At 66.9% G+C, this 23,547-nt stretch carries 19 protein-coding genes; 6 read left to right on the top strand and 13 right to left on the bottom strand.

What is annotated here, in order from left to right; all coding sequences use genetic code 11:
* Nucleotides 1–10: 10 nt before the first annotated feature.
* On the bottom strand, nucleotides 11–2,128 hold the full coding sequence (gene mutL, locus AC3WW4_RS12710) for a DNA mismatch repair endonuclease MutL (protein WP_488828856.1): 2,118 nt from the start codon (nucleotides 2,126–2,128) through the stop codon (nucleotides 11–13).
* A 70-nt stretch (nucleotides 2,129–2,198) separates the two neighbouring features.
* On the opposite strand from mutL, the gene AC3WW4_RS12705 reads away from it, so the two are divergent.
* On the top strand, nucleotides 2,199–2,849 hold the full coding sequence (locus AC3WW4_RS12705; protein WP_488828855.1) for a DedA family protein: 651 nt from the start codon (nucleotides 2,199–2,201) through the stop codon (nucleotides 2,847–2,849).
* A gap of 106 nt (nucleotides 2,850–2,955) precedes the next feature.
* Here AC3WW4_RS12705 and AC3WW4_RS12700 read toward each other — a convergent pair whose 3' ends face one another.
* Nucleotides 2,956–4,413, bottom strand: a complete 1,458-nt coding sequence (locus tag AC3WW4_RS12700) for an N-acetylmuramoyl-L-alanine amidase (RefSeq protein WP_488829752.1) — start codon at nucleotides 4,411–4,413, stop codon at nucleotides 2,956–2,958.
* Between the two features lie 31 nt (nucleotides 4,414–4,444).
* On the opposite strand from AC3WW4_RS12700, the gene AC3WW4_RS12695 reads away from it, so the two are divergent.
* On the top strand, nucleotides 4,445–4,507 hold the full coding sequence (locus AC3WW4_RS12695) for a hypothetical protein (protein ID WP_488829751.1): 63 nt from the start codon (nucleotides 4,445–4,447) through the stop codon (nucleotides 4,505–4,507).
* Here the strand turns inward: AC3WW4_RS12695 and tsaE are convergent.
* A complete protein-coding gene (tsaE, locus tag AC3WW4_RS12690) occupies nucleotides 4,485–5,018 on the bottom strand; it encodes a tRNA (adenosine(37)-N6)-threonylcarbamoyltransferase complex ATPase subunit type 1 TsaE (RefSeq protein ID WP_488828854.1) in 534 nt (177 codons plus the stop codon). The genes AC3WW4_RS12695 and tsaE overlap by 23 nt on opposite strands.
* A 60-nt stretch (nucleotides 5,019–5,078) precedes the next feature.
* Between tsaE and queG the strand changes: the two genes are divergently transcribed.
* Nucleotides 5,079–6,191 carry a tRNA epoxyqueuosine(34) reductase QueG gene (queG, locus tag AC3WW4_RS12685; RefSeq protein ID WP_488829750.1) on the top strand — a complete coding sequence of 371 codons (1,113 nt, stop codon included), beginning with the start codon at nucleotides 5,079–5,081 and terminating at the stop codon, nucleotides 6,189–6,191.
* Between the two features lie 18 nt (nucleotides 6,192–6,209).
* Here the strand turns inward: queG and AC3WW4_RS12680 are convergent, their stop codons facing one another.
* Both AC3WW4_RS12680 and ypfJ read right to left on the bottom strand, forming a co-directional pair.
* Nucleotides 6,210–7,187: an NADPH:quinone oxidoreductase family protein gene (locus tag AC3WW4_RS12680; RefSeq protein WP_488828853.1), complete on the bottom strand. Its 978-nt coding sequence runs from the start codon at nucleotides 7,185–7,187 to the stop codon at nucleotides 6,210–6,212.
* A 54-nt stretch (nucleotides 7,188–7,241) separates the two neighbouring features.
* Nucleotides 7,242–8,108 carry a KPN_02809 family neutral zinc metallopeptidase gene (ypfJ, locus tag AC3WW4_RS12675; protein ID WP_488828852.1) on the bottom strand — a complete coding sequence of 289 codons (867 nt, stop codon included), beginning with the start codon at nucleotides 8,106–8,108 and terminating at the stop codon, nucleotides 7,242–7,244.
* A gap of 132 nt (nucleotides 8,109–8,240) precedes the next feature.
* On the opposite strand from ypfJ, the gene AC3WW4_RS12670 reads away from it, so the two are divergent.
* On the top strand, nucleotides 8,241–9,833 hold the full coding sequence (locus AC3WW4_RS12670; protein ID WP_488828851.1) for an ArnT family glycosyltransferase: 1,593 nt from the start codon (nucleotides 8,241–8,243) through the stop codon (nucleotides 9,831–9,833).
* Nucleotides 9,834–9,913: 80 nt separating this feature from the next.
* Nucleotides 9,914–11,548 (top strand): L-aspartate oxidase, encoded by a 1,635-nt coding sequence (nadB, locus tag AC3WW4_RS12665; protein ID WP_488828850.1) that lies wholly within the window; start codon nucleotides 9,914–9,916, stop codon nucleotides 11,546–11,548.
* A 36-nt stretch (nucleotides 11,549–11,584) separates the two neighbouring features.
* Here the strand turns inward: nadB and nadC are convergent, their stop codons facing one another.
* The 6 genes from nadC to AC3WW4_RS12635 form a co-directional block, all read right to left on the bottom strand.
* Nucleotides 11,585–12,493, bottom strand: coding sequence for a carboxylating nicotinate-nucleotide diphosphorylase (nadC, locus tag AC3WW4_RS12660; RefSeq protein ID WP_488828849.1), 909 nt, complete (start codon nucleotides 12,491–12,493; stop codon nucleotides 11,585–11,587).
* A gap of 43 nt (nucleotides 12,494–12,536) precedes the next feature.
* On the bottom strand, nucleotides 12,537–13,658 hold the full coding sequence (nadA, locus tag AC3WW4_RS12655) for a quinolinate synthase NadA (protein WP_488828848.1): 1,122 nt from the start codon (nucleotides 13,656–13,658) through the stop codon (nucleotides 12,537–12,539).
* Nucleotides 13,659–13,736: 78 nt separating this feature from the next.
* Nucleotides 13,737–14,495 (bottom strand): phosphatase PAP2 family protein, encoded by a 759-nt coding sequence (locus AC3WW4_RS12650; RefSeq protein ID WP_488828847.1) that lies wholly within the window; start codon nucleotides 14,493–14,495, stop codon nucleotides 13,737–13,739.
* The gene (locus tag AC3WW4_RS12645; RefSeq protein ID WP_488828846.1) at nucleotides 14,488–16,221 is read right to left on the bottom strand and encodes an ArnT family glycosyltransferase; all 1,734 of its coding nucleotides are present in this window, start codon (nucleotides 16,219–16,221) and stop codon (nucleotides 14,488–14,490) included. The genes AC3WW4_RS12650 and AC3WW4_RS12645 overlap by 8 nt, the downstream gene beginning before the upstream one ends.
* A gap of 5 nt (nucleotides 16,222–16,226) precedes the next feature.
* A complete protein-coding gene (locus AC3WW4_RS12640; RefSeq protein WP_488828845.1) occupies nucleotides 16,227–17,258 on the bottom strand; it encodes a glycosyltransferase family 2 protein in 1,032 nt (343 codons plus the stop codon).
* A gap of 33 nt (nucleotides 17,259–17,291) precedes the next feature.
* Nucleotides 17,292–18,341, bottom strand: a complete 1,050-nt coding sequence (locus tag AC3WW4_RS12635; RefSeq protein WP_488828844.1) for a lysylphosphatidylglycerol synthase domain-containing protein — start codon at nucleotides 18,339–18,341, stop codon at nucleotides 17,292–17,294.
* Between the two features lie 195 nt (nucleotides 18,342–18,536).
* Here AC3WW4_RS12635 and rraA point away from each other — a divergent pair, with 195 nt between their 5' ends.
* Nucleotides 18,537–19,034 (top strand): ribonuclease E activity regulator RraA, encoded by a 498-nt coding sequence (gene rraA / locus AC3WW4_RS12630; protein ID WP_488828843.1) that lies wholly within the window; start codon nucleotides 18,537–18,539, stop codon nucleotides 19,032–19,034.
* A gap of 6 nt (nucleotides 19,035–19,040) precedes the next feature.
* On the opposite strand, the gene AC3WW4_RS12625 is transcribed toward rraA, so the two are convergent.
* Both AC3WW4_RS12625 and AC3WW4_RS12620 read right to left on the bottom strand, forming a co-directional pair.
* Nucleotides 19,041–20,447: a TolC family protein gene (locus AC3WW4_RS12625; protein ID WP_488828842.1), complete on the bottom strand. Its 1,407-nt coding sequence runs from the start codon at nucleotides 20,445–20,447 to the stop codon at nucleotides 19,041–19,043.
* Between the two features lie 11 nt (nucleotides 20,448–20,458).
* Entirely contained in the window at nucleotides 20,459–23,545 is a 3,087-nt protein-coding gene (locus AC3WW4_RS12620; RefSeq protein ID WP_488828841.1) for an efflux RND transporter permease subunit, read from the bottom strand.
* Nucleotides 23,546–23,547: the final 2 nt, after the last annotated feature.

The following is a 23,547-nucleotide window of genomic DNA, read 5'->3' as shown; positions in this document are numbered from 1 at the left end:
TGCCTGAGCGTCAGCGGCCGCGCAGGAAAAGCGCGTCAAGTTCGCGCAGGGTGAGCTGGCGCCAGGTGGGGCGACCGTGGTTGCACTGGTCGGCCCGCTCCGTGGCTTCCATGTCGCGCAGCAGCGCGTTCATTTCGGTGAGGGTGAGCTTGCGGTTGGCGCGCACGGCGCCGTGGCAGGCCATCGTGGCCAGCAGTTCGTGCTGGGCGCGCTGGATCACGTTGCTGGCGTCGAGCTGGGCCAGTTCGGCCAGCACCGAGCGCGCCAGGTCAATGCCATCGGCCTGCGTGAGCGCCATGGGGGTGGCGCGGATGGCCAACTTGCCGGGGCCGATGGCGTCCACATCCAGCCCCAGGGCCAGCAAGGCTTCGCGCTGGGTTTCGGCGGTGGCCATTTCTTGCGGCGTGGCGGCAAACACCAGTGGGATCAGCAGGGGCTGGCTTTCCAGCCGCTCATGCGCCATCTGCGCTTTCAGGCGCTCGTAGACCACGCGCTCGTGGGCGGCGTGCATGTCCACAATGATCAGGCCTTTGGCGTTTTCGGCCAGCACGTAGATGCCGCCCACCTGTGCAATCGCACGGCCCAGCGGCCACTCGTGGGCGTCGTCCAGCTTGTCCGGGCTGGCGCTGCTGGTGGGCCAGACGGAGTTCAGGCCGCCAGCGGTGCGCTCTGCCGCGCCATCGGCCAGGCCCTGTGACGCGGCCGGATGCATCGCGCTCAGGGGCGGCAGGGCATCGACGGGTTCGTCGTGGTCGGCATGGGCCGTGTTGGCCGCCACCACGCGGGGCAGGTTCAGGTTGGCAAACGGGTCAATGCCCGTGCTGATGTGGGCGCCGGGGTTGGCCTCGCCGGCCGTCGTGGGCCAGCCCGCCCAGCGTCGCTCCGGGGCGCTGTCTTGCACGCGCGTCCAGGGCAGCGGGTTTTGCTGATGCGTGGGGGTGGGCCAGGCCACGGTGGGCGCGGCAATGTCGGCTGCCACGCCAGAGGTGTTTGCGTCGCCGGATGCCGTGGCCGATGGGGCCGGTGTGCCGGTGCCAATGGGCGCCACATGGCGATCATCGGCTTTCACCTGTCCGGCGCGCGACAAGGCCAGTGCGCTTTCCACCGCCTTGCGCACCGCCTGGTGCACCTCGCGCGAGTCGCGGAAGCGCACCTCGATCTTGGTCGGGTGCACGTTCACGTCCACACGCTCGGGGTCGATCTCGATGAAGAGCACGTAGGTGGGCTGGCGCGAGCCGTGCAGCACGTCTTCATAGGCCGAGCGCACGCCGTGCGAGATCAGCTTGTCGCGCACATAGCGGCCATTGACGTAGCAGTACTGCCAGTCGGCGCGCGAGCGGGCGGCGTCGGGCAAACCGGCGCGGCCGTGTACGCGCATCGGCCCAATCTGCAGGTCCACCTCACGGCTGGTGGCGATGAAGGTGTCGCCCAGCACATCTTGCAGGCGCTGGCTGGCGCTGCCAGGGCGCAACTGCTCGACCAGCTTGCCTTCGTGCCACACGCTGAAGCCCACATCGGGGCGGGACAGCGCGTGGCGACGCACCGATTCCAGGCAGTGCGCCAGCTCGGTGGGCTCACTTTTCAAAAATTTACGTCGCGCCGGCGTGCTGAAAAACAGCTCGCGCACCTCGACGCTGGTGCCCACGCTGCGGGCCGCGGGGTTCAACTCGCCTGAGCGCGCATCCAGGCGGTGGGCATGCGCATCGTCTGCCGTGCGGCTGGCAATGGAGGCGTCAGACACCGAGGCAATGGCCGCCAGGGCTTCACCCCGAAAACCCATGGTGCCCACGCTTTCCAGGTCTTCCAGCGAGCGGATCTTGGAGGTGGCGTGGCGGCGCAGCGCCAGGGGCAGCTCTTCGAGCGGGATGCCGCAGCCATCGTCTTCGACCAGGATCTGGCGGATGCCGCCAGCCATCAGCTTGACGGTGATCTGGGTGGCACCCGCGTCCAGCGCGTTGTCCACCAGCTCGCGCACGACCGAGGCGGGGCGCTCGACCACCTCACCGGCGGCAATCTGGCTGATCAGCTCGTCGGGCAACTCGCGGATGTGGCGGCGAGGGCGCGACTCACCGGCCCCAGAGGCTTGCACATCTTCGGACAAGGGGGCGCGGGCGGGCTCTTGCGTCATCCCCGTATTGTAGGAGGCGGGGCCTGTTTCCCGGGGGCGACGTCATGAATCGCCCTGATAATCCGGCGCCATGGAACTCGTTCAATTTCTCATCAATTTCATCCTGCACGTCGACAAGCACCTGGCCGAGTTCGTTCAGGCCTACGGCATGTGGGTGTACGCCCTGCTGTTTCTGATCGTTTTCGTAGAAACCGGTCTGGTGGTGATGCCCTTTTTGCCGGGTGATTCGCTCTTGTTCGTGGTGGGCGCCCTGGCGGGTACCGGGGCCATGAGCCTGCCGGTGGCGATGGGGGTGCTGCTGGTGGCGGCCATTGCCGGCGACCAGCTCAATTACACGATCGGCCGCTACATCGGACCGAAGGTGTTCCAGTGGGAGGACTCGCGCTGGTTCAACCGCAAGGCCTTCAACGCGGCCCACAACTTCTACGAGAAGCACGGCGGCATCACCATCATCCTGGCGCGCTTCATGCCGTTCATCCGCACCTTCGCGCCCTTCGTGGCCGGGGTGGCCGAGATGAACCGGGCCACCTTCACCGCGTTCAACGTGGTCGGTGCGCTGATCTGGGTGGTGGGCCTGACCACGGTAGGCTACCTGTTCGGCAACCTGCCGTTCGTGCAGCAGCACCTGAGCAAGATCATCTGGGCGCTGATCCTGATCCCGGGCCTGATCGCCCTGTTCGGCGCCTGGAAGGCCAGCCGGCAAGAGCGCATCGCGTCCTGACGCGCTGCCTGCTGCCCACCCCAAAGACAACGGCCCGAAAGGGCCGTTGTGCTTTCCGTTGTGCCTTGTGTGCCGCTGACCGCGGTGTGGTCGGCAGGGCCCTCGATCACATCGCGTTGCCGCGGGCCAGGGGCGGGTTCTTTTCGAAGTAGCGCGAGATGCCCGCCATCAGGGCATCGGCCAGTTCGTCCTGGTAGCTGTCGTTCTTGAGCTTGGACTCTTCTTCCGGGTTGGTGATGAAGCCCGTCTCCACCAGGATGGACGGAATGTCCGGGGCCTTCAACACCGCAAAGCCGGCTTGTTCGACGCGGGGCTTGTGCAGGCGCCCGACCTTGCCCAGGTGGCCCAGCACGGCCGAGCCGAGCTTGAGGCTGTCCTTGATCTGGGCCGTGGTGGACATGTCGAGCAAGGTGCGCATGATCACGGCATCTTTGGCCTTGATGTTCACACCGCCCACCAGGTCGGACGCGTTCTCTTTTTTCGCCAGCCAGCGGGCTGATGCACTGGACGCGCCGTTTTCGGACAGTGCGAACACCGAGGCGCCCCGTGCTTCCGGATTGGTGAACGCATCGGCGTGGATGGAGACGAACAGGTCGGCCTGCACGCGGCGGGCCTTGTTGACGCGCTCGTGCAGTGGCACGAAGTAATCGGATTCGCGGGTGAGCATGGCGCGCATGCCCGGTGTGGCGTTGATGCGGTTACGCAGTTTCTGCGCCACGGCCAGCACCACGTTCTTCTCGTACAGCCCACTGGGGCCGATCGCACCGGGGTCCTCGCCGCCATGGCCGGCGTCCAGCGCCACGATGACCAGGCGCTGCGCGCTGGCGCGAGGGTTGCCGGTGGCCACCACCGTCTTGCGATCGGTGCTGGGCTTGTCAGCCGGGCGCGGGGCGGCCTTGGCCACTGCCTTGTCCTGCGTCTTGCCATGCAGCGAACCAATGAACTCGTCGAGCGCATCGTTCATGGCGGCTGCGGCTTGCTCGGCATTGCCGGCCTCTGGCTTGGTCGCCGGCACGGGTGACACGGGTGGCGCCGATGCCACCGGGGGCACGGCAGGCGAGGGGCCACTGGGGGCCGACATGTAGGCGCCGGGGCTGGTGCCGGCGGGCGGCGTTACAGGTGTGGCGGGCTGCGGTGTGGGGGTGGCCAGAGCGTTGCTGCGCTGCAGGGCCAGAATCGGGTCGGCGTTCAGCGAGGGGTACAGATCGAACACCAGCCGGTGCTGGTAGGCCGCCACGGGCGCCAGGCCGAACACCTGGGGTTTGGTCTGCTGCTTGAGGTCCAGCACCAGGCGGACCACATTGGTCTTGTTCTGGCCCACGCGCACCCCGGCAATGAAGGGGTCGTCCGAGCGGACCTTGCTGACCAGTTCCTTGATCTGCGGGCTCAGGGCCAGGCCCTCGATGTCGATGACCAGGCGGTTGGGGTGCTCGACCGCAAAGAAGTTGGCGTTGAGCGCGGTGTCCGATTCCAGCGTGACGCGGGTGTAGGCCTCGGCCGGCCACACGCGCACGGCCACCAGGTCGGCGCCCCAGGCCAGTTGCTGCGGCCCCAGACACAGCACCACGGCGCCACCCAGCGATTGCTGCAGCAGCTTGCGTCGGGAAGAGGAAACAGGCGCGAGATGTTTCTGCCTCATGGTTGGGTCATCCCTTTGATCAGCCCTGTCCGCAAGGCCTCACCTGTGAGGGTGAGGGCTTCCAGGCGCACGTCGCGGCGCGTGTCGGAGACGGGGGTGAGGTACAGGCGCAGGTCAGGGCGGGGCAGCAGACCGGCCGCTTGCTCGGGCCACTCGGCCAGCTTCAGGCCGGGCGCGGCGAACAGATCCCGAAAGCCAGCATCTTCCCACTCCTGCGGGTCGTTGAAACGGTAGAAGTCGAAATGGTGAACCTGGATGCCGCCCGCGGCTTCGTGCGGCTCGACCACGGCATAGCTGGGGCTCTTGATGCGGCCTTCGACCCCCAAGGCTCGCAGCAGGTGGCGCGTGAAGGTGGTCTTGCCTGCGCCCAGGGTGCCATGCAGTTCGATGTACACCGTTTGCCCCTGCGTCAGCAAGGGGCGCAAGCCCTCGGCCAGACGCTCGGCCATGGCTTGGCAATCGCTTTCGTCCGACCATTGGAAAGCGTCGGCTGGAGAAGGGGGCGAACTTGCTACGATCGACACATGCATCCTGAACTTCAGCCGCCCTTGACAGATGAGCCCCGCCTGCAGGCCGATCCTGCCGAGGTCATGGCTCAACTGCGCCAATGGGCGACAACCTTGGGATTTTCTCAGATTGGCGTAGCGGGTGTGGACTTGTCAAGCGCCGAGCCCGGTTTGTTGGCCTGGTTGGCGCGTGGTTGCCACGGTGAGATGCACTACATGGCCAGCCATGGCCTCAAGCGCGCGCGCCCGGCCGAGCTGGTGCCTGGCACGGTGCGCGTCATCACCGCCCGCATGGACTACCTGCCCGCCAGTGTGGCCGCCGAGGGCTGGCAGGCCGTGGAATGGGCGCGATTGCAGCGCCCGGAGGCCGCGGCCGTGTCGATGTACGCCCGGGGGCGGGACTATCACAAGGTGTTGCGCGCCCGGCTGCAAAAGCTGGCCGATCAGCTGGCCGGCTTGCTCGGGCCCTTGGGGCATCGCGTCTTCACCGACTCGGCGCCGGTGCTGGAGGTGGAGCTGGCCAGCCGCAGCGGCGTGGGCTGGCGGGGCAAGCACACGCTGCTGCTGTCGCGCGAGGCCGGCTCCACCTTCTTTCTGGGTGAGATCTATGTGGACGTGCCCTTGCCGCTGACCGAGCCGGTGTCGCCGCACTGTGGCGCGTGCCGCTCGTGCATCGACCTGTGCCCGACCCAGGCCATCGTGGGCGAGCGCCAAGTGGATGCACGGCGTTGCATCTCTTACCTCACCATCGAGCACGATGGCCCGATTCCGACCGAGCTGCGTCCCTTGATGGGCAACCGCATCTATGGCTGTGACGACTGTCAGCTGGCCTGCCCGTGGAACAAGTTCGCGCAGCGCGCCCGCGTGCCCGATTTCGATGTGCGACCGGCCTTGAACGATCCGACCTTGCTGCAGCTGTGGCAGTGGGACGAAGCCACTTTCTTGCGCCTGACCGAAGGCAGTCCGATTCGCCGCATTGGCCATGCACGCTGGCAGCGCAACATCGCGGTGGCCATGGGCAATGCGCTGGCCGCATGGCGTGACCGCGAGCTCACGGCCGATGAGGCCACCTTGCGCGACCAGATGGTGCAGACCCTGCAAGCCTGGCTGGACGCCCCGATGGTGACAGGGGACGCCCAGGCGCAGGTGGCAGAGCATGTGCGCTGGGCGCTGGCCCAGCAACACGCTCCGCAGTGACGTTCGATCAACTGTGGATCAGCTGTTGACCAGCACGACCTTGCCGCGCACCTGACGGGTGCCCATCAGCGCAAAGCCTTCCTTCAGCTGTGACATCGGCAGCTTGTGTTCTATGACGGGCTTGATCTTGCCCTCCATGTACCAGGCGGCCAGCTGCATCAGGCAGGCGGCGTTGGCCTGCGGTTCGCGGCGGGCAAACTCACCCCAGAACACGCCCATGACCGAAGCGCCCTTGAGCAGGGTCAGGTTCAGCGGCAGCGAGGGGATGGCGCCATTGGCAAAGCCCACCACCAGCAGGCGGCCGCGCCAGCCAATCGAGCGGAAGGCCTGTTCGGTCAGGTCTCCGCCGACGGGGTCATAGATCACGTCCGGGCCCTTGCCTTCGGTGAGCGTTTTGAGCTCATCGCGCAGGTTCTGCGTGCTGTAGTTGATGGTGGCATCCGCCCCCAGCTCTTTGCACAGCGCGCACTTCTCGTCGGTGGACGCCGCCGCGATCACCTTGGCGCCAGCGGCCTTGGCGATCTGGATGGCTGCGGTGCCCACGCCACCGGCGGCGCCCAGCACCAGCACGGTCTCGCCAGCCTTCAAGGCCCCGCGGTCCATCAGACCGTGGTAAGTGGTGCCATAGGTGCACAGGAACGCGGCCCCGTCTTCAAACGAGAAGGCCGGTGGCAGGGGCATCAGCACCGCTGCCTTGGAAATGGTGTGCGTGCCAAAGCCGCCCGTGCCGCCAAAGCCGGCCACGTGGCTGCCCACGCTCAGGTGCTTGACGCCTTCGCCCACGGCTTCGACCACGCCGGCAAACTCGGCACCCGGCACGAAGGGCAGGGGCGGCTTCATCTGGTACTTGCCCTGCACGATCAGTAGGTCAGGGAAGTTCAGGCTGGCTGCCTTGATGGCCACGCGCACCTCGCCGGGGCCGGGCTCGGGTGTGGGGGCGTCTTGCCAGGTCAGGGCATCAGGGCCGCTCAGTTCGTTGCAGATCCAGGCTTGCATGTGGTGGTGTCTCCGAGGGTCGAGGTGCCCTGAACAGCGCGTTGCAGGGCGTTCTTACAGGGCGTTCTTGTCAAAGGTGTTGCATTGCTTCAGTTCGCCCGTTTCCATGCCGCGCTTGAACCAGGTCATGCGCTGCTGGCTGGTGCCGTGCGTGAAGCTTTCAGGGGACACGGCGCCCCCACTTTTGCGTTGCAGGGTGTCGTCGCCAATCTGGGCGGCGGCGTTGAGGGCCTCTTCCACGTCGCCGCTTTCGATGATCTGGCGGCTGTTTTGCGCGTGGTGGGCCCACACGCCGGCGTAGCAGTCGGCTTGCAACTCCAGGCGCACACTCATGGCGTTGTACTGGGCTTCACTCAGGCGCTGGCGCATCTGGTCCATCTTGGCCGAGGTGCCCACCAGGTTCTGCACATGGTGACCCACTTCGTGCGCGATCACATAGGCTTGGGCAAAGTCGCCCGGCGCACCCAGGCGCTCACGCATCACGTCGAAAAAGTCCAGGTCCAGATAGACCTTGTTGTCGCCGGGGCAGTAGAAGGGGCCCATGGCCGACTGGCCGGTGCCGCAGGCCGTGGGCACGGCGCCGCGAAACAGCACGAGCTTGGGGTCCTGGTACTGGCCACCGGCTTGTTGAAACAGCGTGCGCCAGACGTCTTCGGTGTCGGCCAGCACAGTGCGCACGAAACGGGTGGCTTCGTCATTGGCGGGCGGGGCGTTCGGGTCGGGGGCGCTCACGGTCGGGCCGCCCCCACCGCCCAGCAGGTTGAGCACCGTCATCGGGTTGATGCCCAGGAAGTAGCTGGCCACCAACGCAATCGCCACGCCCCCCAGGCCCAGCTTGCCGCCCCCTAAGCCGCCAGAGCGGCCGCCACTGCCACGGACGTCTTCGACGTTGTCGCTTTCTCGGTTGCCTTGCCAGCGCATGGTGCGGTCCTCTCGGGTTGAACGTGTCGCGAAGTGCCTGCGTGGCATGGTAGCAGCGGCCACCTAGAATCCAGAGCCCGGTTCCGTCTTGCGGATCGACGGCGGCACTTTCTTTCTGGCCCCACCCTGACCATGTCGTTTTTCTCTGTTTCCGCCTCCAATGCGTCTCCGTCTGCGGCAGGGCGCGAACGCCTGTTCATGCCGACCCGCTGGCTGTGGCTGGTGGCGCTGGCCTCGCTCGCCTGGCGGGGCTGGATGGCCGCCGTCATGCCCCTGACGGGGGACGAAGCGCTGTTTTACTGGTGGGCGCGTTTTCTGGACTACGGCTATTACGACCACCCGCCGATGGTGGCGTGGTGGATTGCCGCGATGCGGGCGGTGTTGGGCGATGCCGAATGGGCCATCCGCATGCCGGCGGTGCTCCTGCCGCTGGGCGTGGGGGCGGCGCTGTGGTGGGCCTGGTCGCCCGTCAGCCGCGAGCGCGCGGCCTGGGCGATCTTGCTGTACTGGCTGGCCCCGATCAACTGGCTCAATGCCCTCATTGCCACCGACACGCCCTTGATCCTGTGGGCGGCCTGGGCCACGGCGGCCCTGGTGCGCGCCGAGCAGGCGGCCGACCGGGGGCGCTCGCCGTGGGGGCTGTATGCGCTCAGCGGCCTGTTCATGGGTCTGGCGTTTTTGTCCAAGTACTTCGCTGTGCTACTGGGCATGGCCTTTGTCGTGTACTTCGCTGCCTTTGCGCGGGCCCGCTGGCGCGGCCTGGTACTGATCGTGTTGGCGGCCTTGCCCGCGGTGGCGGTGAACGTGCTGTGGAACCTGCAGCATTGCTGGACCAACATCATGTTCAACCTGTTCAACCGCAACGAGGGCTCCGAAGCATCCCCGGCCAACGTCGCGGTGTACGCGCTGATGATGGCCTACCTGATCAGCCCGGTGTTGCTGTGGCTGGGCTGGCGGCACCGCAGCGCGTGGCGCTCGGGCTTGAAAGGGCAGGCCTTGCTGGCTTGTGCGGCCCTGGTGCCGCTGACGCTGTTTGGTCTGCTGGCTTTCAAGAAGGAAATCGGCTTGCACTGGGTGATGGGCTTTTACCCCTTCCTGTTCGTGATGTGGGCCTGGGTGCTGCCGGCCCCGGCACTGCGCACGGCGGCGCGTGGCCTGGGGGTGTTCCTGGCCTTGCACCTGCTGGTGGCCGGTGGGGCGGCGCTCTCGGACCTGAGCCAGTGGCAGGGCATGAAACAACAGGTGCGGCTGATCGAGAAGAACTACCACCGGGTGGTCGAGGCGGCCCGTGCCGAAGAAATGGTCAAACAGGTGCAGGTGCCTGGCGTGGTGCTGGCGTCGAATGCGTACTCGGCGGCCTCGATCTTTGGCTATGCCGCGGGCCATCATGTGCCGGTGCTGGGCACAGGCAGCAAGCATGCGCGTCAAGATGATCTGATCGTGGACTACGCAGCGCTGGAAGGAAAGACCATCCGCGTCATGGCCACGCGGCCACTGTCGCTGGACGACTACCGGGGCTTTTTCGACTCGGTGCGTCTGCTCACCTTTGAGCAAGATGGCGCGACCTTCTATGCGCTGGAAGGCGTCAACTTCTCGTACGCAGCCTACCGTGAGCAGGTGATGGCCGAGGTCAACCGCCGTTACTACGCTTTCCCGTCATGGCTACCGGTGTGGGGATGCAGTTTTTGCCAGCGCTATTGCGGGGCCGATCGCTGCACCCCGTGAGTGGTTTTTGAGTCGGGGCCACCTGAACGGGGGGCGTAGAATCGGCGCTCTCCTTCTGCCCTGAGGCCACTGTGAGCGATATGTCTGCTGTGTCTGAATCGTCCCTGCCCGTCGTCATCGTCGGTGCGGGCTTGGCTGGTTTGACCGTGGCCCTGCACCTGGCAGAAACGCAGCCCGTGATCGTGCTGGCCAAGCGCGAGATGCACGAAGCGGCCACCGCCTGGGCCCAAGGCGGCATCGTGGGCGTGCTGGGCAGCGACGACAGCATCGCCTCCCATGTCAAGGACACCCAGGAAGCCGGTGGCGGCCTGGTGGACGAGCACACGGCCGAGTTCATTGCCCGCCACAGCGCCGAGGCCATCGAGTGGCTGGTGGAGCGCGGTGTGCCGTTCTCGCCCGACCCCACCGGCCCGCTGGGGCTGCACCTGACGCGTGAAGGCGGCCATGCTGTACGCCGCATCGCCCACGCAGCCGATGCCACGGGCAAGGCGATCCACGATGTGCTGCTTGACGAAGTCAAGCGCCATCCCAACATCACCTTGCGTGAGAAATGGATGGCGATTGACCTGATCACCGACCGTCACCTCAAGAAGAACGCGGTCGAGCCGGGCGCCGCACCCCGTTGCCACGGCGTGTACGCCCTCGACATCGCAACCCACCGAGTGGAGACCCTGGTGGCCTCGGCGGTGGTGATGGCCACCGGCGGTGTGGGCAAGGTGTACCGCTACACCAGCAACCCGGACACGTCGACGGGCGACGGCATTGCCATGGCCTGGCGTGCCGGATGCCGCGTGGCGAACATGGAGTTCATCCAGTTCCACCCGACCTGTCTGTACCACCCGCAAGAGCGCAGCTTCCTGATCACCGAGGCCTTGCGTGGCGAAGGCGCCATCTTGCGTCTGCCCGATGGCACACGCTTCATGCCCGAGCACGACGAGCGGGGCGAGTTGGCCCCGCGTGACATCGTGGCCCGCGCCATCGACTTCGAGATGAAAAAGCACGGCGTGGACCATGTCTGGCTGGATGCGACCCACTTGGGCGAAGACTTCCTGAAGGAGCACTTCCCCACCATCCACGCGCGTTGCCTGTCACTGGGCATCGACATTGCCAAGCAGCCGATTCCGGTGGTGCCGGCCGCGCACTACACCTGTGGTGGCGTGGTGACCGACCTGCATGGCCGTACCGACCTGCCGGGTCTGTATGCCGTGGGCGAGACCACCTACACCGGCCTGCATGGCGCCAACCGCCTGGCCAGCAATTCGCTGCTGGAGTGTGTGGTGCTGGGCCGCACCTGTGCCGAAGACATCACTGCGCAGATTCCCACGAGTGCACCGAAGGTGTCAGGCTGGGACGAAAGCCAGGTGTCGGATGCCGACGAAGAGGTCGTGATCGCCCACAACTGGGACGAGTTGCGCCTGGTGATGTGGAACTACGTGGGCATCGTGCGCACCACGCGTCGCCTGGAGCGGGCGCTGCACCGCATCAAGCTGTTGCGCCACGAGATCGACGATTACTACGCGGCCTTCCGCGTGACGCGCGACCTGCTGGAGCTGCGCAACCTGGTGGATTGCGCCGAGCTGATCGTGCGCTCGGCCCTGTCGCGCCAGGAAAGCCGCGGCCTGCACTTCAGCCGCGACTACCCGCGCACGCTGCCGGTGAGCTTCCCGACCATCTTGAGCAAGAAGCCCAAGAAGAAGGACGCCTGGCTGCCTTGATCGGCACGATCGGCCGCGCGTGCGGCCGATGCAGGCTCAGCCGCCGATGCGCTCGAGCACCCGCAGCGAGAAGTCCACGGCCTTGACGTCTTTGGTCAGCTTGCCGATCGAGATGCGGTCCACGCCGGTGGCGGCAATGTCGCGCAACTGATCCATGGTGACGCCGCCCGAGACTTCTAGCAGCGCGGCGCCTTGGGCCACCTCATCGTTGATGCGCACGGCATCGCGCATCATCTCGTTGCTGAAGTTGTCCAGCAGCACGCTGACGGCGCCGGCGGCCAGGGCTTCACGCAACTGGTCGAGCGTTTCCACTTCCACCTGAATCGTGATCTGCTCGCGCAACGGTGAGGCTTGCGCGGCCACCAGGGCTTGCGCGTTCTTCAGCGCGGCGGTCACGCTGCCGGCGGCGGCAATGTGGTTTTCCTTGATCAGGATGCCGTCGTACAGAGCCAGGCGCTGGTTGGCGCCGCCACCCACGCGCACGGCGTACTTTTGCGCCAGACGCAGACCGGGCAAGGTCTTGCGGGTGTCGAGCACCACGCAGCCGCGCGGGTTGGGCGAGGCGCCCTCGATAGCCTTCATGTGGCGGTGGGTGAGGGTGGCCACGGCCGACAAGGTCTGCAGGAAGTTGATGCCGGGGCGCTCGGCCGTCAGCATGGCGCGCGCATCGGCCTCGATCAGACAGACCTCGGTGTTGGCGGCCATCAGGGCACCTTCTTCGTAGGTCCATTGAATACGGGCGCTGGGGTCGAGCTGGAACAGGCAGGCCTCGAACCAGTCGCGTCCGCACAGCACGGCTTCTTCGCGCACCAGCAGGCGCGCTTTCACACGCTGGTTGGCGGGCACCAGCTGCGCCGTCCAGTCGCACACGCCCACGTCTTCGAACAGGGCGTCGCGCACATTGCGCTCACGGGCTTCTTGCAGGGTTTCGTTGTGGTCGAACATGAGGCAGTCGCAATGGGCAAGGGACAGGTGGCAATGGCTTCAATCAGGCCGCGCCGATGTTGGGCACGAAACCCTGAGCAGGCTTGGCGATGGCCGCCGGGTTCTTGGCCACGAAGTCGAGCATGCGGTCGATGCAGCCATGGGCCTTGACGCGGATGTCTTCGGGCACGGTGATCTCGCCGGTGCCTTTTTCCAGGCAGTCGAGCACGCCTTGCAACGCGTTCATGGCCATCCAGGGGCAGTGCGCGCAACTCTTGCAGGTGGCGCTGTTGCCCGAGGTGGGCGCTTCGATCAGCACCTTGCTGGGCGCCAGTTGGCGCATGCGGTGCAGGATGCCATTGTCGGTGGCGACGATGAACTCGGGCGCATCGGACTCGACCACGGCCTTGAGCAGTTGCGAGGTCGAGCCCACCACGTCGGCTTGGGCCACGACGCTGTCGGGCGATTCGGGGTGGACCAGCACCAAGGCCTGGGGGTGCTCCTTCTTGACCAGGTGCAGCTCGATGCCCTTGAACTCGTCGTGCACGATGCAGGCGCCGTTCCACATCAGCATGTCGGCGCCGGTTTCCTTCTGGATGTAGTGGCCCAGGTGGCGGTCTGGCGCCCAGAGGATCTTCTCGCCCTGGTCTTTGAGGTGCTGGACGATGGCCAGCGCACACGAGCTGGTCACCATCCAGTCGGCGCGGGCTTTGACAGCAGCGCTGGTGTTGGCATAGACCACCACCTTGCGGTCCGGGTGGGCATCGCAGAACTTGATGAAGTCTTCGGCCGGGCAGCCCAGGTCGAGCGAGCAGGTGGCGTCCAGGTCGGGCATCAGCACCCGCTTGCCGGGGCTCAGGATCTTGGACGACTCGCCCATGAACTTCACACCCGCCACGATCAGGGTCTGGGCAGCATGGTCACGGCCGAAGCGGGCCATTTCCAGCGAGTCGGACACGCAGCCACCGGTTTCCATGGCCAGGTCCTGCAGATCGCCATCGACATAGTAGTGGGCGACCAGCACGGCGTTTTGCGCCTTGAGTAGCTCCTTGATGCGGGCCTTGACGCGCTCCTTCTCGTCAGGGGCCAGGGGCGTAGGGACCTTGGCCCAAGCGTGGGCCGTGCAGGTGGCGCCCGAGGCGTCCTGCAGGTCGTAGTCGTAGGAAACGGAGTCGGTGGGGTTCATGGTCGTTGTCGTCTCGTGAACGGTCTGGACGCAAAGGAAGGCGCCTGGCAAAGCCAAGCTGGGGCTCTGCCAAGGGGGTCAAGTGTGTCGGCTGCGCCGGCGTTTGTCGAGCCAGGCCACGATTTCACATGACAGCCATACGGTGAAAAACGCAAACAGGATGTCACTGAAAAAATGCCCGCCTTGCAGGATGCGGCCCAGGCCAACGACGCCACCGGCCACGATGCCGATCAGCAGCCAGCGGCGCCGCCACAGCGGACCGCAGGTCAGGCCCAGGCTCATCAGCCAGAATCCGGCGGCGGCATGGCTGCTGACGAAGCTGCGGTTGCGCTCGGGCGTGGTGCCTTGCGAGAAGGGGCCCTGGTAGGTGTCGGTGCCACCAAATTCGACCACTTGCACGGGGCGGGGGCGGCCCATGTGGTTCTTGAAAATGCCCTCGATGATGAGGCCGGGGCCCAGCAGGCCGCAGACCACCGCCACCGTGGCGAGGTGCCGCCAGGAGCCACGCGCGCGCTGGGCCAGGCTGTGCTGGCGCTGCTGCTCGAAGTAACGCGCCAGCAGCGGGGCCAGCAGGGCGTACAGGGCCAGGGCGATCACCAGGGCACGACCGATCCAGGGCGTCCAGTCGTACAGCGCGAGCACCACCGGGTGGTTGCGGTGAAAGAAGCCCAGTTCCGCGTCGTAGTAGCGGGCCGAGATCAGCAGGTCCAGGCCTGGGAACTTGGCGAAGATGGCCAGCGCGAAGAAAAAGACCGCCCAGATGAGGTGGGTGAGGCGCTGAAGGCTGACCTCGTCGGGCGCGTCTGGGTCGATTGTTGGGCGGCGAGGCTCAGTCATCTTCGCGAGGCGCGGGTTGGGCGTTGTCGTTGCGCGGACCATAGCCGAGGAAGCCGCGCAGGAAGAAGGCATGCAGCTCGATGAAGCGGTCCGGGCCCACGGGCACGCGGGTCGAGGCCATCAGGCGCGATGTGGCAAAGCGGCTGGTGATCTGGGTCGGCTCGCGCTGGCTGGTGACCAGCATGACGTCTGCGCCCATCTGGTCCGGCAGGCTGTGCGTGATCTCGTAATGGTTGTTGCGCGTGCCCTGCGGGTTCCAGTACAGCGTGCGGACATGGTGGTCACGCCAGTGGTAGGCAGCATGGGTGATCAGCAGGCGTTGGTCGGTCAGCACGGGCAGGCCGGTGGTGGTGGGGGCCTCGATGGCGGGGGCGAGTTGCTTGAAGGCGGTGTCCCAGCCGCGCATGCGCACCAGCACGTCGAGCTTGGAGGGCAGGGTGGGGCCGACGATGTCGCGCAGGTGCAGCACGGCCGAGGTCAGCACGAGGTTGCTCAGCAGCACGGCGACCAGCCAGCCATTGGGGCGAGGGTCGGCCAGGCGTGCCAAGGGGGGGCTCAGGCGGGCGGCAATGATCATGCAGAAGCCGACCATGGACGGTGCCGCCCAGTTGACGTGCGCATCGGCGTGGAAGGCCTGCACGAGGGCGATCAGCTGCAGCGGCACGCTCAACGCCCACAGGAAGCGGAAGCTCGATTCGGACGCCAGGTAGTAAGGCGAGTTGCGCGCGGCGACCTTGCGTGGGGTGGCCACCTCGTCGGGCATCACGCTGGGGCGGGTGCCGTCCATGATGCTGGTGGGAGCCCACTGACTGGCCGGCACGGAGACCATCTGGCTTTCCGTGGCCTGAGGCTGCCCGCGACGGCGGCGCAGCCACCAACCGGCCAGCACGGCTACGGGGCCGAGCATCAGGATCTGGCCCACGGCGAACACCAGGGTGGGCTCGAAACCGCCACGGCGAGTGGACTGGGTGGTCAACTCGGCGGTGTGCTGCAGGGTGGGGAAGCCGTTGTGCGCGTTCCACCAGAGATTGGGGGCCAGCAGGGCCAGGGCGATCGCGATGGTCACCCAGGGGCCCAGGCGGAACAGGCCGCGACGCGGACCGTGGATGCCCCACAGGGCCCACACCGCCGTGACGGCGAAGGCCGCCATCGTGTACTTGCTCATCAGGCCCAGGCCGCAGACCACGCCCAGGGCGATCCAGTAGCCGATGCGGTCGGTGACCTGGGCGCGCCACAGCATCCAGCCAGCCAGTGTCCAGCACAGGATCAGCGGGGCGTCGGTGCTGGCGAACAGGCCCATCAAGCCGACCGTGGGGATGGTGGCGAACAGGGCCGCCGCGACCACGCCGGTGCGCACGCCGCTGCTGGTGGGCCACAGGGCCCGCGCAAAGCCGACCATGGCCAGCGCGGTCAGCGGGTAGAGCAGCATCACCAACAGCTTGACGCCTAGCACGCCGTCACCGAGGAGCAGGGTGCTCAGCCAGATCAGGCCGGCGATCATCGGGGGCTTGGAGTAGTAGCCCCAGGACAGGTCTTGCGCCCAGTCCCAGTACTGGGCCTCGTCAAAAAACAACGAGATGCCCGAGGACTGCACCACCCACACGCGGTAGAGCATCAGCGCGGCCAGGAAGGCCAGCAACAGGCCCAGGGACGGGCCCCACAGACGCGGCCAGCGCGAGGCGGGGCGAGCGGGGCGGGGCGAGGAGGCGAGGGTGCTGCGGCTCATGGGCATCAATCCTGATGGTGCCAGGCTTGGTCGGCGTCCTGGGGCGCCTCGTGGCTGGTGTGGTACGGCGCGATGTCGCCGCGGTTGTAGTAGATGCGGATCAGCAGTTCGGCGATCACGCCCGTGGTCAGGAATTGCAGGCCGCCGAGCACACAGAAGAAGCCCAGCCAGAGCAGCGGACGGCCACCGATGTCGTGACCGGTGACCTTGAGGGCGGCCAGATAGGCCAGGATCAAGCCACCGATCAGGCTCACGCCCAGGCCCACACCACCGAAGAAGTGGCCGGGGCGGCTGGCAAAGCGCAGGAAGAAGTTGACCGACAGCAGGTCGAGCACCACGCGCAGGGTGCGGGAGATGCCGTACTTGGACTCGCCGTGGGCACGGGCATGGTGGCTGACCGGCTCTTCGGCCATGCGGGCCGGCGAGGTGACGGTGGCCATCCAGGCGGGGATGAAGCGGTGCATTTCGCCGTACAGGCTCACGCGCTTGAGCACGCTGGCGCGGTAGGCCTTGAGGCTGCAGCCCAGGTCTTTGAACTCCAGTTGCGTGATCTTGCGGATGATGCGGTTGGCGATCTTGGAGGGCACCTTGCGCAACCACAGGCCGTCCTGGCGGTTCTGGCGCCAGCCGGCCACCAGGTCCAGGTCTTCCTTGAGCAGACGGGCCACCAGCTTGGGGATGTCCTTGGGGTCGTTCTGCAGGTCGCCGTCGAGCGTGACGATGACGTCGCCGCGCGAGGCGTCGATGCCGGCCTGCATGGCCGCGGTCTGGCGGAAGTTGCGCCACAGGTGGATGGGGCGCACGTGCGGGCCACGCAGACGGGCCTGTTCGTCCAGCCTTTCACGGGTGCCGTCGCGGCTGCCGTCGTTGACGATCAGCAATTCCCACTCGAAGGGATAGTTGCCCAGGGCCTCGTGCACAGCCGTGACGAAGGGTTCGACGCTGTCGATCTCGTTGTACATCGGTACGACGATGGAGAGGCGGTGCGGCGGGACGTCGGTCAGGACGTCGCCCGAGGGGGCGGTGAAGGTGGTCATGGTGCGATTTTCCAGCATAGGGAGGGATTCGGCTCAGGGCAGGTGGCGCGGAGGGCGCTCGCGCTGAGGCGATCGGGCAGAGGGAAGGTGGCTGAGCAGCCAGGCCAGGGCGCCGGCAAACACGGCGCACAGCAGAAAACAGACGTGCAAGGCGAGGGCCGCGCTCACGGCCACGGCCAGCGCAGGCGAGTGGGCGCTGAGGTGCGCGGCCATGCCGGCCCAGACGCCGGCCTCGTAGGTGCCAAAACCGGCGGGGCCTTGCAGGGGCACGACGGCGGCGAGTTCGCCGCCCAGCGCGCCCGCCCAAGCGGTGCCCCAGTTGCTGCCCGTGATGGCCGACAGCAGGCAGGCACCTGCGGCCAGCTTGACGCTCCAGTTGGCCAGGGTGAGCAGCCAGGCCATGGGGCGATGGTGGGCGGGCTCCAGCAACGCGTGGCGCAGGCGGGACAGCAGTTGCGTCAGCTTGCCACCGGTGAGGGGGGCGGTCGTCGCTGTGGCGGGTTCGGGGTGGTGGCCGTACCAGCGGCGCAGGCCCCAGCTGGCGACCCACCAGCCCAGCACCATGGCCGCCAGTGCGGCGCCGCGCCACAGAAGGGGCACGCCGGGCCACAGCAGCACGCCCAGCGCGATCAGCACGATCAGGTCCTGCACCCGCATCCACAGCAGGCAGGCCACGGCACGCGGCAGGGGCAGGTTCAGTTCGCGCGAGGCCAGCCAGGGGAAACTCAGCTCACCCGCGCGCATGGGCAGCAGGTTGACCGCCGCGTTGTGCATCAGGATGACCCGCAGCGCATCGGTGCGCAGGCCCAGCCAGCGTCGGGGCGCCCGGGTGTGGTCGTCCAGGGCGAGCACCACCTGCAGTCGGGCCGAGCGCAGGCCATAGCTCAACAGCAGGCCGCCCAGGGTGAGGGCCCAGGTCAGCGCGCTCGGGCGGGCGATGGCCTCGCGCACCTCGGACAGCGGGGTGCGGCTCAGCAGCCAGGCGAGCAGCGCCAGGCCCACGGTCCAGGCCGCGATCATCTTGATGCGGGCTTGGGGCGTGGCGGGTGGGCTCTGCGGTGGCGGCGGGCTCTGAGGGTGCACGTGGGTGGGGCGGTTCAGATCAACCTTCTATTGTCTCGCATCTCAGCCTTGCCCGGGGAATGTGACGAGGTGGGTGTGCCCTCAGGCGTGGGGGAGCAGTGAGGAGGTGGGCGTGGCGCCAAACACGGGGCCGCAACTGGGTGGACAATTTCGGTTCTGACTTTCGATTTCACTTCACTTCAAGGATGCGTGAGCATGACGACCACCTTTGCGACCTGCGATCTGTGCGACGAACACAAAAATGACACCGATGGCGCTTTCCGTGTGCTGCCTCCCGTCTTCAAAGATTACGGTCAGCTCACCAAGTTCAGCGGCCCCGTCAGCACGGTGAAGTGCTTTGAGGACAACACCCTGGTGAAGGCCGCGGTCGACTCTCCGGGCAACGGTCGTGTGTTGGTGGTCGATGGGGGCGCCTCGCTGCGCCGCGCCCTGGTGGGCGGCAACCTGGGCAAGGCAGCCGCCAAGAACGGCTGGGCGGGTGTGATCGTGGACGGCTGCGTGCGCGACTCCGCCGAGCTGGCGGCCTGCTACGTCGGCATCCGGGCCCTGGGCCTGATGCCCCTGCCCACCGAAAAGCGCAACGAGGGCCAAACCGATGTGGCCGTTCAGATCCAGGGCGTGTGGGTGCGCCCCGGTGACTGGCTGTATGCCGACGAAGACGGCATCGTGATCATGGACAAGCCCAAGGCTTGACCGGGTTCAAGGCGCGGGCCACAGGGCGCCGCGTTGCAGTGCCCAGCGCCATTGGGCCTGCCAGGCATCGACCTCGGCCTGGGCGGCCACCAGCGCCTGCTCGTTGGCCAGCCGACGGGCTTGTAGCACCTCGCTCAGTGCGCCTTCGCCCAGCGCAAAGCCCTTGTCCAGCGAGCCGGCCACCGATTGCAGCTGCGCCAGTGCCTGTTGCGCGAGCTGTGACAGTCGCAGGCTGTCTTGCGCTTCCTGTTGCAGCAAGCTCAGGTCCCGGCTGACCTGACGCTGGACATCTTCACGACGCTGTGCGGCCGCATCGGCCAACGCCGCGATCGATTGCGCCCCCAGGCTGCGGGCGGCACCGCCGATGGGCCAGGACAAGGTCAGGGCCAGCATTTTCTCGGCGCTGCCACGGGCCTGGGCCACTTTCACCCCCACGGTGGGGTCGGCGGTGGTGTTGCGTCGGTCCATTTCCGCCTGGGCTTGGGCGAAGTCGGCTTCGAACAGCGCGGCGCGGGCATCCGGGGTGTTTGAAAGCAGGGCTTGCAGCTGCGCGTCGCTCAGCGTGGGGCTGGTCTCGGGCAGGGCAGGGGTGGCAAGCTGTGCCGGCCAACCGGGAAAGGCCGCCTGCAGGCTGGTCCAGCGTGCCTGGCGCCGTTGCGCGGCCGCCTGGGCCTGCAAACGCGCCTGCGTGAGGCTGGCCTGCATCTGGATGCTGTCGATCTGCGCGGCGTCGCCCAGTTTCTGGCGCTTGTTCACGGCCTCGCTTTGTTGCGTCAGCAGCTTGACCTGATCCTGCCAGACCTGCTCCTGGCGTTGTTCACGCAGCCAGTCGGCGTACAGGGTGATGGCTTGCTGGCTCAGTTGACGCCAGGCTTGTTGCTGCCGGGCTTCGGCCAACGCGCCTTGCCGTTGGGCCGCGAGCTCGGCGGCCTGGGCCTTGCCCGGCAGGCGGATGCCGCGTTCCAGCGCCGCTTCCCACTCGGACTGCGTGGTGCGCGGCGTGGCGGCGTCAGCCTCATAGGTGCGGCGGCCGTATTGCACCGAGGGCGTCCACTCATGTGGACCGGCGCGTTTTTGCTCGGCCAGGTGTCGCTCGGATCGGGTCTGGGCCAGCTGAGCCAGCCAGGCCGGGTGGCGCGAGATCAACTGCCGCATCCACTCGGCATCGGGCAAGCCCATCGTGCCCTTCGCGGCGTCTGCCGATGCGACGGGTGGCGTGGCCGAGGCGGTCATCGATGAGGGTGTCGCAGGCTCAGCGGGCTTGGCGGGTTCTGCGGCCAGGACCCAGCCAGACAAGCCGCTGAGACAGGCACTCAGGACCGCCGCCCGCAGCAGGGCCGGGGAAGGCATGGACGACATGGCAGTCTTGGAGGCCTTGGAAGCAGCGCCAGGGCGCAAGATGGGGTTCAACATGATGAAGTCTCTCAAGCCTGGGCGGGGGCATCGTCGGCGTCGGTCTGGACGCCAAAGCGTTCGTACACCAGCGGCAACAGCAGCAGCGTCAGGGCGGTGGAGCTCACCAGCCCGCCAATGACCACGATGGCCAGCGGCTTCTGGATTTCGCTGCCGGGGCCGGTGGCGAACAGCAAGGGAATCAGTCCCCCGGCGCTGATGGAGGCGGTCATCAGCACCGGGCGAAGTCGGCGCTTGGCGCCTTCCACCACCGCCTGGCGCGGGCTCTTGCCTTCCTCGATCAGCTGGTTGAAGTAGCTCACCATCACCACGCCATTGAGCACGGCAATGCCCAGCAGCGCGATGAAGCCCACCGAGGCCGGCACGGACAGGTACTCGCCCGCGATGGCCAACCCCACGACCCCGCCGATGAGGGCCAGCGGGATGTTGGACAGCACCATGGCGGCCTGGCGGACCGAGCCGAAGGTGGAGAACAGCAGGAAGAAGATCAGCAACAGAGCAATTGGCACAACCAAGCCGAGGCGCTGTGCAGCGCGTTGCTGGTTTTCAAACTGGCCGCCCCAGGTGACCTGATAGCCACTGGGCAGCGGCATAGCCTGCGCCAGCTTGGCCTTGGCCTCATCCACAAAGCCCACCAGGTCGCGGCCGCGCACATTGGTCTGAATGACCACATAGCGTTGGGCCTGCTCACGGTCGATCTTCACAGGGCCGTCGCGGTTGTCCAGGGTCGCCACCGCGCTCAGCGGCACGGCGTCGCCGTTCGGTGTGGTCAGGCGCAGGGCTTCGAAATCGGCGGGGCTGTTGCGCAACTCGCTGGCGCCGCGGATGACCAAGGGCGTGCGGCGGCCGTCTTCGTGGACCAGGCCAATGGGCTGACCTTCCACCCAGCGGCGCAGGTCGGCTTGGATGCTGGCGGCGTCCAGGCCCAGTCGCCCTGCGGCCTGGCGGTCGATCGTCACCTGCAGGTACTGCACCCCATCGTTGCGCAGGGTCAGGGTGTCGGTGGCGCCCGGTACGGCCGCGATGATCTTCTCGGCCTTCGTTGCCATCTCGTTGAGCGTGGCCAGGTTGTTGCCGTAGATCTTGATGGCGACGTCACCGCGCACGCCGGTCAACATCTCGGACACGCGCATGTCGATGGGCTGGGTGAAGCCGGCGTCGACGCCGGGGAAGTCTTCCATCACTTTGCGCAACTCACCGATCAGCCATTCCTTGTCAGGATTGCGCCATTCTTCGACAGGCTTGAGCACCATGAAGGTGTCGGTCTGGTTCAGGCCCATGGGGTCGAGCCCCAGTTCATCCGAGCCACTGCGCGCCACAATGGACTTCACCTCGGGCACCCGCTTGAGGATGGCTTGCTGCACCCGCAGGTCCAGGTCTACGGTGCCATCCAGGCCAATGGCCGGCAGTTTTTCCAACTGCATGATGATGTCACCCTCGTCGAGCGTGGGCATGAAGGTCTTGCCGATCTGGGTGAAGAGCAATCCGGCCACGACCAGTGCGCCCAGGGCGCCGCCCATCATCCAGCGCGGATGGCGCAGGGCGCCGCTCAGCAGCTTGTCGTAGATGACATCGAGCTTGCGCATCAGCCAGGGCTCTTGACCGTGCCCGGCTTTGAGCAGCCAGGACGCCAGCACCGGCACCATGGTGAGCGACAGCACCAGCGAGATGGCCAGCGCGAACACGATGGTCAGCGCCACCGGGCCGAAGAGCTTGCCTTCCAGGCCTTGCAGGCTGAGCAAGGGCAGGAACACGATGATGATGATCGCGATGCCCGACGCCACGGGCGAGACCACCTCGCGGCTGGCACGCATCACGACCTGCAGCATCGGCATTTTCTTGGCGTCACCATGGGCCAGGTGGCTTTCGATGTTTTCGACCACCACCACGGCCCCGTCCACCAGCATGCCGATGGCAATGGCCAGACCGCCCAGACTCATCAGGTTGGCCGACAGGCCGAACTGGCGCATCAGCACGAAAGTGCCCAGCGCCGACAGGGGCAGCATCACCGCCACCACAATGGCCGCGCGCAGATTGCCCAGGAAGGCCAGCAGCAACAGCACCACCAGCACGACGGCCTCCAGCAGCGCCTTGCTCACGGTGTACACGGCGCGGTCCACCAGGCGGCCACGGTCGTAAAAGGTGTCGATGGTCATGCCCTTGGGCAGGCTGGCCTGCATGCTGTCGAGCTTGGCCTGCACGGTGGCGACCAGCTGGCGGGCGTTGGCGCCGCGCAAGCCCAGCACCAGGCCCTGCACGGCCTCGCCTTGGCCATTGCGGGTGACGGCGCCATAGCGGGTCAGTTCGCCAATGCGCACTTCGGCCAGGTCGCCCACGCGGGTGATGCGGCCGTCCGCGCTGCGCACCACGGTGTCGCGCACGTCGTCCAGGGTCTTGATGGCCCCTTCGGCCCGCACGATCAGGGCCTCTTCGCCTGCATTGAGGCGACCGGCACCGTCGTTGTGGTTCGATGCGGTCAGGGCCGCTTCCAGCTGGTTGAGCGTCAGGCCCTGGGCCAGCAAGGCCTGCGGATCCGGGATGACCTCGAAGGTGCGCACGTAGCCGCCCAGGCTGTTGACGTCGGCCACGCCCGGCAGGGCGCGCAGGGCAGGGCGGATCACCCAGTCCAGCACGCGGCGCCGCTCTTCCAGCGTCTGCGGGCCTTCGATCGTGAACATGTACATCTCGCCCAGCGGTGTCGTGATGGGGGCCAGACCGCCCGATGCCGAGGGCGGCAGATCGGCCATCACGCCGGCCAGACGTTCGCTGACCTGCTGGCGGGCCCAATAGACATCGGTGCCGTCTTCAAAATCCAGCGTGATATCGGCCAGGCCATATTTGGAGGTTGAGCGCAGGGATTTCTGCTTGGGGATGCCCAGCACTTCCTGCTCGATGGGGATGGTGATGCGGGTCTCGACCTCTTCCGGGGTCATGCCCGGGGCCTTGAGAATCAGCTTGACCTGGGTGCTCGACACATCCGGAAAGGCGTCGATGGGCAGGCCCATCCAGGCGGCCACGCCAGCGCCACCCAACATCACCACCAGCAACATCACCAGCACACGCTGGCGCAGGGAAAACTCGATCAGTTTCGCAAGCATCG

The organism is Aquabacterium sp. TM01, assembly GCF_057808345.1.
This window is presented reverse-complemented; position numbering and strand designations above follow the sequence as displayed.

Bases quoted from the DNA above. Each gene is read 5' to 3' on its own strand.
- ypfJ (WP_488828852.1), bottom strand. From the start codon at position 8,108: ATGCGCTGGCAAGGCAACCGAGAAAGCGACAACGTCGAAGACGTCCGT.
- queG (WP_488829750.1), top strand. From the start codon at position 5,079: ATGGCTCAACTGCGCCAATGGGCGACAACCTTGGGATTTTCTCAGATT.
- nadC (WP_488828849.1), bottom strand. From the start codon at position 12,493: ATGTTCGACCACAACGAAACCCTGCAAGAAGCCCGTGAGCGCAATGTG.
- AC3WW4_RS12650 (WP_488828847.1), bottom strand. From the start codon at position 14,495: ATGACTGAGCCTCGCCGCCCAACAATCGACCCAGACGCGCCCGACGAG.
- nadB (WP_488828850.1), top strand. From the start codon at position 9,914: ATGTCTGCTGTGTCTGAATCGTCCCTGCCCGTCGTCATCGTCGGTGCG.
- AC3WW4_RS12640 (WP_488828845.1), bottom strand. From the start codon at position 17,258: ATGACCACCTTCACCGCCCCCTCGGGCGACGTCCTGACCGACGTCCCG.
- AC3WW4_RS12680 (WP_488828853.1), bottom strand. From the start codon at position 7,187: ATGCAAGCCTGGATCTGCAACGAACTGAGCGGCCCTGATGCCCTGACC.
- AC3WW4_RS12620 (WP_488828841.1), bottom strand. From the start codon at position 23,545: ATGCTTGCGAAACTGATCGAGTTTTCCCTGCGCCAGCGTGTGCTGGTG.
- nadA (WP_488828848.1), bottom strand. From the start codon at position 13,658: ATGAACCCCACCGACTCCGTTTCCTACGACTACGACCTGCAGGACGCC.
- mutL (WP_488828856.1), bottom strand. From the start codon at position 2,128: ATGACGCAAGAGCCCGCCCGCGCCCCCTTGTCCGAAGATGTGCAAGCC.
- AC3WW4_RS12705 (WP_488828855.1), top strand. From the start codon at position 2,199: ATGGAACTCGTTCAATTTCTCATCAATTTCATCCTGCACGTCGACAAG.
- AC3WW4_RS12625 (WP_488828842.1), bottom strand. From the start codon at position 20,447: ATGTTGAACCCCATCTTGCGCCCTGGCGCTGCTTCCAAGGCCTCCAAG.
- tsaE (WP_488828854.1), bottom strand. From the start codon at position 5,018: ATGCATGTGTCGATCGTAGCAAGTTCGCCCCCTTCTCCAGCCGACGCT.
- AC3WW4_RS12645 (WP_488828846.1), bottom strand. From the start codon at position 16,221: ATGAGCCGCAGCACCCTCGCCTCCTCGCCCCGCCCCGCTCGCCCCGCC.
- AC3WW4_RS12670 (WP_488828851.1), top strand. From the start codon at position 8,241: ATGTCGTTTTTCTCTGTTTCCGCCTCCAATGCGTCTCCGTCTGCGGCA.
- rraA (WP_488828843.1), top strand. From the start codon at position 18,537: ATGACGACCACCTTTGCGACCTGCGATCTGTGCGACGAACACAAAAAT.